General features: G+C 54.9%; 12 protein-coding genes. 4 read left to right on the forward strand and 8 right to left on the reverse strand.

The window, feature by feature from the left end; all coding sequences use genetic code 11:
* Position 1 precedes the first annotated feature (1 nt).
* Positions 2 to 685 (reverse strand): hypothetical protein, encoded by a 684-nt coding sequence (locus BXP70_RS29560; RefSeq protein ID WP_143436621.1) that lies wholly within the window; start codon positions 683 to 685, stop codon positions 2 to 4.
* A 225-nt stretch (positions 686 to 910) separates the two neighbouring features.
* Between BXP70_RS29560 and BXP70_RS21775 the strand changes: the two genes are divergently transcribed.
* Positions 911 to 1,819, forward strand: coding sequence for a hypothetical protein (locus BXP70_RS21775; RefSeq protein ID WP_086596239.1), 909 nt, complete (start codon positions 911 to 913; stop codon positions 1,817 to 1,819).
* 136 nt (positions 1,820 to 1,955) lie between these two features.
* Here the strand turns inward: BXP70_RS21775 and BXP70_RS21780 are convergent, their stop codons facing one another.
* The 5 genes from BXP70_RS21780 to BXP70_RS21800 all read right to left on the reverse strand — a co-directional run bounded on the left by BXP70_RS21780 (position 1,956) and on the right by BXP70_RS21800 (position 7,534).
* Positions 1,956 to 3,188 carry an isocitrate dehydrogenase (NADP(+)) gene (locus BXP70_RS21780; RefSeq protein WP_086596240.1) on the reverse strand — a complete coding sequence of 411 codons (1,233 nt, stop codon included), beginning with the start codon at positions 3,186 to 3,188 and terminating at the stop codon, positions 1,956 to 1,958.
* Between the two features lie 289 nt (positions 3,189 to 3,477).
* Positions 3,478 to 4,260 carry a bacteriorhodopsin gene (locus BXP70_RS21785; protein ID WP_179197774.1) on the reverse strand — a complete coding sequence of 261 codons (783 nt, stop codon included), beginning with the start codon at positions 4,258 to 4,260 and terminating at the stop codon, positions 3,478 to 3,480.
* Between the two features lie 258 nt (positions 4,261 to 4,518).
* A complete protein-coding gene (locus BXP70_RS21790; RefSeq protein ID WP_086596242.1) occupies positions 4,519 to 5,493 on the reverse strand; it encodes a mechanosensitive ion channel family protein in 975 nt (324 codons plus the stop codon).
* 163 nt (positions 5,494 to 5,656) lie between these two features.
* Positions 5,657 to 6,163 carry a pyridoxamine 5'-phosphate oxidase family protein gene (locus tag BXP70_RS21795; protein ID WP_086596243.1) on the reverse strand — a complete coding sequence of 169 codons (507 nt, stop codon included), beginning with the start codon at positions 6,161 to 6,163 and terminating at the stop codon, positions 5,657 to 5,659.
* A 327-nt stretch (positions 6,164 to 6,490) separates the two neighbouring features.
* Entirely contained in the window at positions 6,491 to 7,534 is a 1,044-nt protein-coding gene (locus BXP70_RS21800; RefSeq protein WP_086596244.1) for a helix-turn-helix transcriptional regulator, read from the reverse strand.
* A 182-nt stretch (positions 7,535 to 7,716) separates the two neighbouring features.
* Here BXP70_RS21800 and BXP70_RS21805 point away from each other — a divergent pair, with 182 nt between their 5' ends.
* Entirely contained in the window at positions 7,717 to 7,956 is a 240-nt protein-coding gene (locus BXP70_RS21805) for a hypothetical protein (RefSeq protein ID WP_086596245.1), read from the forward strand.
* 125 nt (positions 7,957 to 8,081) lie between these two features.
* Here the strand turns inward: BXP70_RS21805 and BXP70_RS21810 are convergent, their stop codons facing one another.
* On the reverse strand, positions 8,082 to 9,584 hold the full coding sequence (locus BXP70_RS21810) for an ATP-binding cassette domain-containing protein (RefSeq protein WP_086596246.1): 1,503 nt from the start codon (positions 9,582 to 9,584) through the stop codon (positions 8,082 to 8,084).
* A 226-nt stretch (positions 9,585 to 9,810) separates the two neighbouring features.
* Positions 9,811 to 10,620, reverse strand: a complete 810-nt coding sequence (locus BXP70_RS21815; protein WP_086596247.1) for a hypothetical protein — start codon at positions 10,618 to 10,620, stop codon at positions 9,811 to 9,813.
* Between the two features lie 337 nt (positions 10,621 to 10,957).
* On the opposite strand from BXP70_RS21815, the gene BXP70_RS21820 reads away from it, so the two are divergent.
* Both BXP70_RS21820 and BXP70_RS21825 read left to right on the forward strand, forming a co-directional pair.
* Positions 10,958 to 12,094, forward strand: coding sequence for a DmpA family aminopeptidase (locus BXP70_RS21820; RefSeq protein WP_086596248.1), 1,137 nt, complete (start codon positions 10,958 to 10,960; stop codon positions 12,092 to 12,094).
* A complete protein-coding gene (locus tag BXP70_RS21825; RefSeq protein WP_086596249.1) occupies positions 12,078 to 12,944 on the forward strand; it encodes an aminotransferase class IV in 867 nt (288 codons plus the stop codon). The genes BXP70_RS21820 and BXP70_RS21825 overlap by 17 nt, the downstream gene beginning before the upstream one ends.
* Positions 12,945 to 12,989: the final 45 nt, after the last annotated feature.

Below are 12,989 nucleotides of genomic sequence, written 5' to 3' on the forward strand. Positions count from 1 at the left end.
CTTATGGCAAACGGTCCCATACCTCACCTGTTGTACTAACCATCCTTACAACACCATTTTGCTGATCATAATACATAGTATTGATATAAGTTTTTTCCACAAATAGATTATCCAACTGATCGGGTGAGATTATTATAACTCGGTTATATACTTTACCTCGTATCGTCAAGGTTATAGGACTACTTAACTTAAGTTGCGAAGGCGCTACATTCACATTACCAGCTATTTGCTGAAAATTGAATCTTCCATTATAAGTCCTCCATAATCCGCCGAATGCAAACTCTCCATTTCCCGACGGAGGATTGTAATAATCAGCGCCTTTAGGTAAAGTACGCCGGAATTCAAGCGAATAAAATCCGAGTGAATCTAATCTTGTAAATTCTATTTTAACTTCATCAGAATAAAACTTCACTGACGAACCCCAATGAAAACCTAGATTACCATCACGATTTTCATATTTAATTTTCTTCTGAATAGTATCTATTAAATAGCTCTGGCGTTTCCCAGTTTCTGTTTCAAATACCCATTTATCACCTTGCTTTGAATTAAGCCATAGCTTGTCATCATCGGTAAATTGATAATATGGAGTTGTTGGACCATTCTCCTCTTTTTTACAGCTTAGTAAGCTTGACAGCAAAAAACCACACCACACCAAAACACCTATTTTACGTTTAACCGCGACCATATTATTATTAAAATAAGATTTATTGATGATTCAAAGCTAGGTCGATCCTAGATCAATAGCACAAATAAATTCCTATATATTAGACTTATAAAACGAAGCCATAACAACATAGCGCATTATTAATCAGCACATTACGCCTCATAATATTGACTTTACACCTCCATTAGAGTAAGTCTAGCATCAGAAATAAGTGACTTTTTACTAGTCTTACAATTGAAGCCGCCAATGGTCACCCGTAAAATACAAGCTGACTTGGAGGCTATTGAGCGGAACGCAACGCTCTACCAAGAGCTAAATTTCAATAACCGGGTAGAAGTGCTAGACACTTTAGAATTTCACGTCTTTGACCGGATTACAGGACTACTTCAAGCGTCAAATTTCCCAACAGAGCTGCTCCTTCTACAACAGCGTGCGGAGGCCGTAAAGCGCCAACTAGAAGCCATCGACGCTACCTTATTTCAGCGGTTGCGGGAAGATATTCAGATGGGTCATTGCCGAGGAGCCTCCCTCCTAGCTTTGATTAACACGTATGTCGGACGCGGTGCCGGGGGCGAGCAGGCACAGGCGGAAATTGGGTATGATAACCTCGATGTGTTTACCAACGGCCTGTTTCCCGACCTAGCTTTTCCGTCGGAGACGCAGGAGCGAGAGCCGGAGATGGTGTTTTACCAGAAGACGCCCGCGCGGATCATTTTTGAGTTGGTTGAGAAAGCCCAGCTCACCAGCGCGGACGTATTATATGACCTAGGTTCTGGCTTGGGGCATGTTCCTATTCTGGTGAATTTGCTTAGTGGCGCTGCCACCAAAGGCGTCGAAGTGGAGCCTGCTTATTGCGCGTATGCCAGCGCCTGTGCGGCCGAGCTAAACCTGCCGCGGGTAACGTTTATTCAAGCCGACGCCCGCACCGCCGACTACTCCGATGGCACCGTTTTTTTTCTGTACACGCCGTTTGCAGGCCGCATGTTGCAGCAAGTACTGGATAGGTTGCGAGCGGAGGCACAAGGTCGAAGTATCCGGCTCTTCACCTACGGGCCGTGTACGCTCCACCTAGCTCAACAAGATTGGTTGCAGTGTGTAGATCCAGCGGCTATCGACCTCTACAAACTAGCTGAGTTTAGAAGTGTAACCGAGTAGCGTGGACTTTGTAGTCCGCGCTTGTACTGGCTTCAGCGCGGACTACAAAGTCCACGCTACTCGGCCATAATTGCTTAACCATCAAAAAAGCCCATCTGGCGACCAGATGGGCTTTTTTGTTACTCGCGCTTAACGCTTACTGACCTAGCTTGGCTTTCAGGTTTTGGTCGAGAGCATCTAGGAATTCCTCAGTGTAGAGGTAATCCCGGCCGTGCTCCACTTTGTTGCCGTGGATACAAACGGCGAGGTCTTTCGTCATTTTGCCGCTTTCTACGGTCTCAACGCAAACGGCCTCCAGGGCGTGGCAGAAGTCGATGAGCTCTTGGTTGCCGTCGAGCTTACCGCGGAACTCCAAGCCACGCGTCCAAGCGAAGATCGAGGCGATAGGGTTCGTTGAGGTTGGCTTGCCCTTCTGGTGGTCGCGGTAGTGGCGGGTTACGGTGCCGTGGGCAGCTTCCGCTTCCATTACCGTTCCATCAGGAGTTACCAGCGTAGAGGTCATCAGGCCCAGCGAGCCGAAACCTTGCGCTACGGTGTCGCTTTGCACATCGCCGTCGTAGTTTTTGCAAGCCCACACGAAGTTACCGTTCCACTTCAGCGCCGAGGCCACCATGTCGTCGATCAGACGGTGCTCGTAGGTGATGCCGGCAGCTTTGAACTTCTCTTGGTAGTCTTGCTCGTAGATCTCCTGGAAGATGTCCTTGAAGCGACCGTCGTACTTTTTCAGGATGGTGTTCTTGGTGGAGAGGTACAGGGGCCAGCCTTTCATCAAGGCCTGGTTGAAGCAGGAGTGCGCGAAGCCGCGGATCGACTCGTCGGTGTTGTACATGGCCAGGGCCACGCCGTCGTTCTTGAAGTTGAACACCTCAAACGACTGGACGTCGCCACCATCTTCGGGGGTGAAGGTGATGGTGAGCTTGCCTTTGCCTTTGGTTACGAAGTCGGTAGCGCGGTACTGGTCGCCGAAGGCGTGACGGCCGATGCAGATCGGAGCCGTCCAGTTGGGCACCAAGCGGGGTACGTTGTTCGTCACGATTGGCTCGCGGAACACGGTGCCGTCCAAGATGTTGCGAATGGTGCCGTTGGGCGACTTCCACATTTGCTTTAGGCCAAACTCCTCTACGCGCTGCTCATCGGGGGTGATGGTGGCGCACTTGATGCCCACGCCATACTGCTTCACCGCGTTGGCCGCGTCGATGGTTACCTGGTCGTTGGTTTCGTCCCGGTACTCCATGCCCAAATCGTAGTACTTGATATCCAGTTCCAGATACGGGGTAATCAACTTGTCCTTGATGAATTTCCAGATGATGCGCGTCATCTCGTCGCCATCCATCTCCACAACGGGATTCGCTACTTTAATTTTTGCCATTGTCCTCTAGGGGGTTGTTTGTACTGACTATTGTTCACGCCTAGGCCGCTGCTGGCCGTGCGCGTACGCCAAAGATAGAAGGTCATTGATAAAATGCCGTGTGCAAGTTTATCGGTTGTGTAAACTAGTCCTAGGCTGGCTTCTTCTGGCTGCCGTTTGCCGGTACCTAGGTCGGGCCGCAAAGCCTACAGGCCAAATGCAAACGGCAGCTAGCCCTGTAGTGCTAGCTGCCGTTTTTGGTCGAATGCCCGTGTGGCTCCTCTATTGTTGCGCTGGGCACACTGAAAACCTAGCTAACCTGATGGCCGGGCAGCACGGCTTCCTCCGGCACGCGCTCTTCCAACAGCTTTTTGGCAGCTAGGTATAGCACAACGGCGACGCCTACTTTATTAATAATATCGGCAATGGTGAACGAGATGTGCAGCCAGTTCAAGTTTAAGTCCGTCAGGGTGAGCAGGTAGCCGATGGGATACGCGCCCCAGGTAGTCACGGTGGTAAGGGCCATCCACTTGTAGGCGCGGCGCTCGGGTTCCTTGGCCCGGTCCTTAAAGCGCTTCCACAGCCCAAACAAGGTAAGCGGCACCAGCACGTAGCCAGCAGTAGAAATAGCGCCCCACAGTAATTTCTGGCTCGCAATAATTTCGCCGGCAGCTGTGAGCTGTTGCTCGCCAATGTAGCCCGTCAGCACCATAAAGAAATCAGCCGCTAATAGCGTAAAAATGGCTCGCGGCGCTTCGTGGGGCTTAATCCGAAGCGCACCCACCATCTTGAGCAGCAACAGCGGCGTGGTCACGGCCCAATCCATGTAGCGATATTGGCCGATGGCATTGTAGCTGCGGTTGATTAGTTGGTGGCGGCTAGCCTCGTCGGTGAGCTTCGCTAGGTCCTCCAACATGTGGTGGTAGTCGCTCAGGATCAAGAAGTACGACACGCCTGCCACGGCCGCAATAATGGCTTCGAAGGTGCGGGAGATGCGGTGCTCAGGCGCTACGCTACTGTGGGTCGCGAGCGAGAAAATCAGGTTGCCCAAGAAAGCGTAAGCAGCCACCGACAAGAAAAAGTAGGTAACCATGCACAAAATGCCGACCTCACCCGCGGTGGGAACATACGTACTACCCAAATGCATAGTATAAGCTTATCATTTGCAGATGAATAGCTTACTGCACTAGGCTTGCCTAGGTTTAAGGATTTACTCTTCCGCAGTACTTAATCTTTCTTCACTAGCCACGGCAACGTTCTCGCAGTAAAAAGCCTAACCGGCGCACAAGGGAAGCGCTGGTTAGTAGTACGGCTAAGCTTTTCCCGACACCCTAGCTTTCTTGATAGCGCCCTAACTGCCCTGGTACTCGGCTCGCCCTGCTTGTTCTTGCGCGGCCCGCACAACCTCTGCGCGTGGCTTCGGCACGTTGCCTGCGCCTGCGGGCCACCCTTCGCGTTGCCGCTTCCGGTCGCCGTCGGTTTCTTCAGTTTGGTCGTGGAAGAGGATCTGCTGGGTTGGAAAGGGCAGGTCGATACCATTCTCCGTCAGCTTGTTGCGAATGGCTTCTAGCACGGCATCCTGGGCGTGCATCACGTCGGTGCGGCGGGGCGGGTTGATCCACCAACGCACCTGGATGTTAACCGTACTTTCAGCTAGGTCAACGACCAAGGCTTCAGGCGCCGGATCGGTGAGGACGCCTTCTACTTCGCGCATCGCCTCTACCATCACTTTTCTAGCGCGCGCTACGTCGTCGCCGTAGCCAATGCCGATGTCGTATTGCAGGCGGCGCTTGTCGTAGGCGGTATTCACGGTTACGGCGTTAGTGAACAGTTCGGCGTTCGGAATAACCACGCGCCGGCCGTCGTAGGTTTTGATGGAAGTAGCCCGCGTTTGGATGGCTTCCACGGTGCCTTCGAAGTCCTTGTACTTGATCTGGTCGTTGATTTTGAAGGGCTCGGTGAGCAGCAGCAGAATACCGGCCAGGAAATTCTGAAAGATGTCTTTGAAGGCAAAGCCGATGGCAATGCCGCCCACGCCCAAGGCACTAATCAGACTGGCCGGGGTGAAGCTAGGTACCACAATGGTAGTCGTTACGAGCACGCCTAGGATAAGCACCGCCACGTAGGCCAAACGGCTGAGCAACAGCTTCAGGCTCTCGCTGCCGTGCTCACGACGATGAATAACTCGTTCTACGATCGCCCGGACACCTTTCGCCACAAACAAGAAGATAATGAACACGAGCAACCCAATGAACAAGTTGGGCAATGCTGCCATTGTATCGTGGGCTATTTGGTTGATCTTCTGCCAGGCAATTGAGAAATCCATAGGGCTACGGCTAGGGGTGCGTCATCATTAGACACGTAGCTCGCTTTGGAATAGTTGTGCTAGCTCTTGTCGGACAGGCCGCGCCCGCCCTGTCCTGGTTCTGTTTACCTAAAAAGGCACCCTAGTGGGTGCCTTTTCTTCGTACTCTTGCGGCCTTGTCAACCTAGCTTGGTTGTTCGCCGAATTTCTCGTTGTGCTGACTGTTGTCGGGCGCGCCGGTGAGAGCACCTTTGGCCATCTGAAAGAGGCTGTTGATTTTGCCGCCGGGCTTGTCCCAGTACTCGCCCTGGTGCGGCTGAATTTTGAGCAGCGTGATATTTGGGTCGCCCTTGCCTTTCGGAAACCATGCTTTCAGGCCGCCCACCCAAAGTTCATCGATCTTGGCTTCGTCGCGGATTACTTCAGCGGTGCCGGCTAGGGTCACGTAGGTTTGAGCGTCGTTTTCGGCGTAGCTAATACCCACGCGGCTGTTGCGGTGGATTTCCTCCACCTTACGGGAGTCATTGTAGGTAAAAAACCAAAGAGTGCCGTCGTCGTCCACGCCGTGCGTGTACATGGGGCGGGTATGGAAATCGCCGTCCTGCTCTTGGGTGGTGAGCATGGCATAGCTGATGTCCTTGATTTTATCTTTGAGCAGGTCGAGTTCCTGGGGCTGGATGGCGCTGGGCATAGTGTTGAGGTTAGAGCTAAAAACTTCTCCTAAAACGGCAAGATTTTCAATAAGTTAGCTTAATCAGCTCATTAGCCCGAATGCTACACTTACCTGCTCCGACCTAGCTTACCAAACCAGTTAAGCAAGCTCCCACTTAACTTTTCAGTTGGCAAACACCCTGACCACGATACGCTCTCCAGTAATGCCATTGCTCTGCTCTACCCGAAACCTAGGTACACAAGGAGCGTGACCCTTGCTTCAGGGTGCCAGAGCTGAAAAGGATGCGCAGAAGCGCCTTCGGCTTCGCTAGGAACGATGCCAGCATGATGCAGCGAGTACCGACCGCTACGCAGTAGGCAATGGTTCCTTTGCGCGCTTCAGCCACGCATCCACCGACACCTTCGTGTAGCGGTGCTTCTGCGGCAGGCGCCGAATCTGGGAAGGCGTCGCGCCAAACTTGCGCCGAAAAGCAGTCGTAAAGTGCGCCGGATTGGTGAAGCCCACCGACTCGGCAATTTCCTGGATGGATTGGTCCGTGAGCGTTAGCAGCTGCTCGGCTACGCGCAGGCGCTGCTCGGCGATGTAGCCAAACACAGTAGTCCCAAACAGCTGCCGGAAGCCCTTTTTGAGCTTGAAGTCATTAGTACCGAATAGGCGCGCCAACTCCAGCAGGCTAGGTGGCTCCGCATAATGACAATCGAGGAAGTCGCGAATGCGAAACAGCAAGTCCCGCTCGCGGGCACTCAGGCGCGGCACAAGGCGACCTAGCTCCGCCTGCTGCTCCACGAACAGATCCATGATGCGCGCCTCCAAAAAGGCTTTCTTCAGCGTACCCGTGTAGGGGCACTGCACAATCTGCTGAATAATCATGCGCTGCTTGAGACTGATATCGGTCCCAGGCGGCAGCATCACAAACGGTTCGCCTCGACCTAGGTGCTTTTCGTGCATAGACACCCACTCGAGGTTGTTGGCTACCATGTCCGTAAAAAGATTAGGCGTTAGATGCAGGCAAAAACTGCTAAAGTGTGCTTGTTGCCCCCGAAACGTGTAGGTATTTACGGGTGCTTCATCACCCATCACATTCTGGTGGCCCACGCCCACGTGGAGAGGCCGCAGAGCGCACCGGCGCGATGCCATATCGCCTTGTAGCTGGTAGTAGAAGGCTACCCAAGGCTGCTCAACGGCTAGCTCCACCCGCAGCGACCGGTCGAGGTGGCCGGCCATGTGGGTCATCTGCAAGCCGTCCATGAGATAGTCGGTAAAGACTAGCTCCCCACCATCGGCCCCGTGCCAGATGGTGTCAGCCTGCAATAAGCCTGTTTGTGCTCGGACGTCCGTTTGGCAATTATCGACCAACTCCGCACTCCGAAATTGGAAAAAAGGCTTCATGCAGACAAAAAAGATAACTCCCTGACTTACAATAGAGTCATAAACATCTGCATTCTTTGGCGAGAAACAAAGCCTCTGCCCAAGAAAAATAAAATCCGTTTCGCGAAAGTGGTTCGTCGTGCGAATCACGATTTTTATCGAGCAAATCCGACCTGCCAACCCGCCATACCTCTCATTTAGCTATGAACCTCACGAGTCCCCCTTCTTTTTCTCGTAATCCACTACTAGTAACACTGCTTCGCTTGCTGAGCGCCTGCCGCGTAGCGTGGCAAAATACGTGGGAGCCGCAAATCTCAAATCGTCTGCATTACTCACCTTATTCCACCAAACTCCGGCAGCAGCTCATCCGGGTGACGCGCCTTTTCTGGCTGACGACAGGCCTTCTGGCTATTGCGATGATGGTAAGCTGGGTGCTACTGTAGCTACTGCATTTGCGTTAAGGCTCTGTCGATCATTTACTGTTTACTACAACTCCGCCGCCCAATATGCGTCGGCGGCGGCGTAGTTGTGTATGGGCCGACACTTACCTAGGTGGTCGTGCTTCTGTTCATGCTTCCACTTGCTTGCCTTGGTCTAGTTGTAGCACGTGGGTCACGCTGGCCGGAATTTCCTGCTGGTAGTGACTCACGTAGATCAGGGTAGCGTTGCTGACCTGGCAGATGGTATCCAGCACGTGTTTGAAGTGCTGCTGCTGCTCGGCATCCAACCCCTGACACGGTTCGTCGAAAATAAATAAGGGTGGGTTTTTCGCCATGGCGCGGGCCAGCAGGCATAGGCGCTGCACGCTGGCGGCTACTTTCCGGAAGGGCGTAGCCGCAAAATGCTCCAGAGCTAGCACGCGCATCCAGCGCAAAGCCAGGGCAGCGTTGGGCGCCTGGCTTTTCCGGAAGAGGCCTAGCGTGTCGTAGAAGCCCGATTCGATGACTTGTTGGCAGGTATTCTGCGACGGGAAGTACTGGAAGAGTTCGGGCGACACAAACCCGATCTTCTTTTTGATATCCCAGATGCTTTCGCCACTGCCGCGCTTGCGGTCGAACAGGGTGATGTTCTTGCCGTACGCCTGCGGGTTGTCGCCGTTAAGCAAGCTCAGCAAGGTTGATTTGCCGGCGCCGTTTGGACCCACCAGGGCCCACCGCTCGCCCTGTCGCACCTCCCAGCTGATCTGGTCGAGTACGCGCTTGCCCCCGTAAGAAATCGATACATCTTTGAGCTGCGCTATTACCTCGAAGGCTGGCGTGGGAGCTAGCGCGAGCAAGGCTCGTAACTCTTGCTCGTCCAAGGGCGGTAGTTCCGTTGTAGCCGCCTCCTGCATTTGGTACTCTTCGCGGGTACTCGTCCTCACGATATGCCCCGCGTCCAGCTCAGCCACGTGGGTGATGCTCATGGGGATTTCGCCGGGCGCCGTTGCCATGATTATGGTGATGCCGGAAGCCGTAATAGCGCCTAGAATATCATTGAAGGTGGCGCGAGTTTGCTTGTCGAGGCCGGTTAGGGGGTTGTCGAGCAGCAGCAGTAACGGGTTCTTGAGCAGAGCCGCGGCAATCAGCAGGCGCTTGGTTTCACCGTTCGAGAGCTTGATCAGCTGTTGCTCTTGCAAGTGCGCTAGGTGCAGCGTGTCGATGGTGCGCTCGTAGGTCCAGAAGGGCTGCTCGGCGTACGACTGAATGGTGGCTAGGTAGCGGCGCACGGTGAGGGCATCTTCCGAGTCGTGGGCATTGAAGCGCTGCTGGTAGTAGAACTCCGTGGTATTGGAAAGGGTCCGGAAAGCGTATTTCGCCCCTACCTTCCCCATGAGCTTGCGCGGCGTCAGAAACGGGTCGGCGCCGATGTGCCGTTGCACCACTTCTTCCAGCAGCGGGAGGCTAGCGTTACCGCCCATGATGTTGAAGTTGCCGGCAATTGTCTCCAGCAAAGCGCTTTTGCCCGAACCGCTCTTTCCAACTAGTGCCCACTGCTGGCCAGGCATCACCTGAAACGTAAGGTCGGCGAACAGCACTTGTTGCAGGTAGCGAACGGTGATGTGTTCGAAGGAGAGAATCGGGTTATTCATAAGCAGACGGGGCAAGCTGGCACTAGCAAGATGACATTAGCAGGAGAAGGCAAAGCTAGGTATCGATTCGGAGGAACGCGCCACACTCGCCCGAATCCTGCTGGTCTGTGCGGGCTGCTGCTCCTTTTTTATGGTGCCTTTTTATAAACAAAAACCATCGCCCGCATATGCAAAAAGCTCCTCCAGTGTCCTGGAAGAGCTTTAGTGAGATGCAGCGAAATGTACCCTAGCGAATGCGCCCGCGGCTCCGGTCGCCACCGTTGTCGTTGCGGCCGGGCGTATTATCACCACGGTTTTCGCCGCCCCGCGTATCGCCCCCGCGATTGTCGTTGCCGCCGCGGTTGTCATTACCCCGGTTATCATTGCTACGATTATCGTAGTTGCCGCCGCGATTATCATTACCACGGTCGTTACCCCGGTTATCATAGCCGCCACCGCGGTTGTCATTACCTCGGTTGTTGTAGCCACCACCCCGGTTGTCGTTGCCCCGGTTATTGTAGTACCCCCCATTGTTGTAATATCCACCGCGGTTGTCGACGTAACCGCCTCGGTTATCGTAGCCCCGGCCATAGCCAGGTCCTGGGTTATACCCCGAGTATGGGCGGTTCACGATGACGGGCTGCCGGTAGTTGCCATACACCCGGGGCGGCACGGGGTAGCGCCAGCCTGGCGCGCTGGCGTAGCCGTAGCGTGAGTAGTACACCGAGCGGTGACTGCCGATGTAGCTCCACGGATTGCGGCCCACGTAGTCAATCACGATGGGGTGGAAAAAGCGCGGATCGTAGCCGGCATACACTTGGGGCAAATAAGGCGAACTTACCCAGTAGCCGTTGTCGAGGTACACGTACTGCTGCGAGTACAGGTCGTAGTAGCCGTCGATTTCGGGGATATAGTAGTACTCAACGTTTGGCCCAACGGCCGGGCCCCAAACAGGGGCGCCAATATTAACATTCACCCGAACCTGGGCCTCCGCGGCGCTGCTAGCTAGCAACACGCCTAAGGTGAGTCCCAAGAAGGATTTTATGAACGATTTCATGATTACAAAAGGTGAGGTGAGAGACAGTGGTACAGAAGCAACTTACGAGCCATATTCCTCTTTTTAGCAGGAATTATCCTATCAGCCTGAGCTACTTGCGTATTTATACAAACGCGGTTTGGCAAGTGAAGTTGTATGCTACCCGTTAGCTTCGCCGCTTTCTGTTGACTGATCCTTAGACAGCGCTGCTTTGCCAAAGTTTAATGCGCAAACCTAGCTTTCTTGGGCCGTGCGCTGGCCAACGCAGTAGGCAGACGCCAGAGCTAGCAGCGGACGGACTACAGCCGCTGCCAACTGGTTTTTGTTACTTTTACCCCTGACCTTCCGCCTTATCCTTATGCGCCTTGCTTTGCTCCTGCTTCTGCTAGGTAGTGTCGCTTCTCCGGCCTGGAGCCAGCAACGGCAGCGGGCGCGGGCCTATGGCTTAGCCATTGGTGTGCTGCCAACCGGACCGCTCAACGCTATTACGGACGTGGAAGGGGTGCGCGTGGGCCATACCACGGTGGTGCAAGGCAAGACGGTACGCACAGGCGTTACGGCCATCATACCGCACACCGGCAACGTATTTCAGCAGAAGGTACCCGCGGCGGTGTACGTCGGCAACGGCTTTGGCAAGCTTGCCGGCACCACGCAGGTGCAAGAGCTAGGCAACCTCGAAACGCCCATCATCCTGACCAACACCCTAGCCGTGGGCACAGGCCTGAACGCAGTAGTCGACTACGTGCTGCGCCAGCCCGGCAACGAGCAAGTGCGCTCCGTGAATGCCATAGTGGGCGAAACCAACGACGGCTACCTGAACGACATCCGCAGCCGCTCCATCACCGAGCAACACGTGCGCGCTGCCATCGAGCAGGCGAGCAGCGGCCCGGTGGCGGAGGGCAACGTGGGCGCGGGCACGGGCACCGTTTGCTTTGGCTTCAAGGGCGGCATCGGCACGGCTTCGAGGCGGCTGCCGGCCAAGCTAGGTGGCTACACGGTGGGCGTGCTGGTGCAAACCAACTTTGGGGGCGTGCTGCAGGTGAATGGTGTGCGCGTGGGCGAAACTCTCGGGCAATTTTACTTAAGCGAGCAGCTCAAGGACAAAGCCGACGGCTCCTGCATGATGGTGGTAGCCACCGATGCGCCCGTGGACGCACGCAACCTGGAGCGCCTCGCCAAACGCGCCTTTATGGGCCTGGCCAAAACCGGCGGCATCGCCACCAACGGCAGCGGCGACTACGTGCTGGCCTTTTCTACGCATACTGGCCTGCGCGTACCTTACGCTTCCGCCGAAGCCACCCAAACTGCTACCGTGCTGACCAACGACGCCATGTCGCCGCTGTTTCTGGCAGCCGTGGAAGCCACCGAAGAAGCTATTATCAATTCGTTGTTTAAAGCAGAAACCACAACCGGCACCGACAACCACACCGTAGAAGCCTTGCCGCTGGATAAAGTCATTCCCCTCCTCAAGAAACACCATGCCCTCAAGCCCTGATCTTTACGCCTTCGTTCGCGGTGAACTAGTGCCGCTTACCCATGCTTACTTGCACGTGAGCGACCTTGCTATTCAGCGGGGCTACGGGGTTTTCGACTACTTCCGCATCCACGAAACGCAGCCGCTGTTCGTGGAAGATCACCTGGACCGCTTCTACGAATCGGCGCGGCTCATGCAGCTCGACGTGCCCATGTCGCGCGAGGCGCTGCGGGAGACGGTACTGGAGCTGGCCCAGCGTAACAACCTAGAGTTGTCGGGCATCAAATTGCTACTCACAGGCGGCTACTCCACCGATGGCTACACGCCGGTGCCGGAGCAGGCCAGCCTGGTCATGATTCAGCAGCCGCTCACGATGGTAGAACAGTCGGTCGTCGACCGGGGCATCCGCATTATGAGCCATGAGTACGTGCGCGAGGTGGCGCGGGCCAAAACCATCAATTACACCATGGGCATTCGGCTGCTGCAACGCCTGCGCGAGCTAGGTCTGGACGACGTGCTGTACCACCAGCAGGGCGTGGTGAGTGAGTTTCCGCGCAGCAACTTCTTCATCGTACGCCAGGACAATACCGTCGTGACGCCCGCGCAAGACATGCTGTTTGGCATCACCCGCAAGAAGGTGCTGCAACTGGCCAGCCAACAGTACCCCGTAGAGGAAGGCGTTGTGACGCTGCACGATGTGTGGCAGGCCAAGGAAGCCTTCCTGACGAATACCACGAAACGCCTCCTGCCTGTGGTGGAGCTGGATGGCCAGCCCATCGGTACTGGCAAGCCGGGCGAGGTCACGCTGTCGTTGCTGGCCGCCTTTCAGGAATTGGAGCAAGCAGCGCTAGCCAAAGCGAGCGTGGTATAAAGTCGCCCGCTGGTCTGACGACTGCAACACCTAGGGTACCCCCAG

This window comes from Hymenobacter crusticola, from assembly GCF_002154225.1.
Lineage (GTDB): Bacteria > Bacteroidota > Bacteroidia > Cytophagales > Hymenobacteraceae > Hymenobacter > Hymenobacter crusticola.

Coding starts and splice junctions, on each gene's coding strand:
- BXP70_RS21820 (WP_086596248.1), top strand. CDS start 10,958: ATGCGCCTTGCTTTGCTCCTGCTTCTGCTAGGTAGTGTCGCTTCTCCG.
- BXP70_RS21800 (WP_086596244.1), bottom strand. CDS start 7,534: ATGAAGCCTTTTTTCCAATTTCGGAGTGCGGAGTTGGTCGATAATTGC.
- BXP70_RS21815 (WP_086596247.1), bottom strand. CDS start 10,620: ATGAAATCGTTCATAAAATCCTTCTTGGGACTCACCTTAGGCGTGTTG.
- BXP70_RS21785 (WP_179197774.1), bottom strand. CDS start 4,260: ATGGTTACCTACTTTTTCTTGTCGGTGGCTGCTTACGCTTTCTTGGGC.
- BXP70_RS21805 (WP_086596245.1), top strand. CDS start 7,717: ATGAACCTCACGAGTCCCCCTTCTTTTTCTCGTAATCCACTACTAGTA.
- BXP70_RS21790 (WP_086596242.1), bottom strand. CDS start 5,493: ATGGATTTCTCAATTGCCTGGCAGAAGATCAACCAAATAGCCCACGAT.
- BXP70_RS21775 (WP_086596239.1), top strand. CDS start 911: ATGGTCACCCGTAAAATACAAGCTGACTTGGAGGCTATTGAGCGGAAC.
- BXP70_RS21795 (WP_086596243.1), bottom strand. CDS start 6,163: ATGCCCAGCGCCATCCAGCCCCAGGAACTCGACCTGCTCAAAGATAAA.
- BXP70_RS21780 (WP_086596240.1), bottom strand. CDS start 3,188: ATGGCAAAAATTAAAGTAGCGAATCCCGTTGTGGAGATGGATGGCGAC.
- BXP70_RS29560 (WP_143436621.1), bottom strand. CDS start 685: ATGGTCGCGGTTAAACGTAAAATAGGTGTTTTGGTGTGGTGTGGTTTT.
- BXP70_RS21825 (WP_086596249.1), top strand. CDS start 12,078: ATGCCCTCAAGCCCTGATCTTTACGCCTTCGTTCGCGGTGAACTAGTG.
- BXP70_RS21810 (WP_086596246.1), bottom strand. CDS start 9,584: ATGAATAACCCGATTCTCTCCTTCGAACACATCACCGTTCGCTACCTG.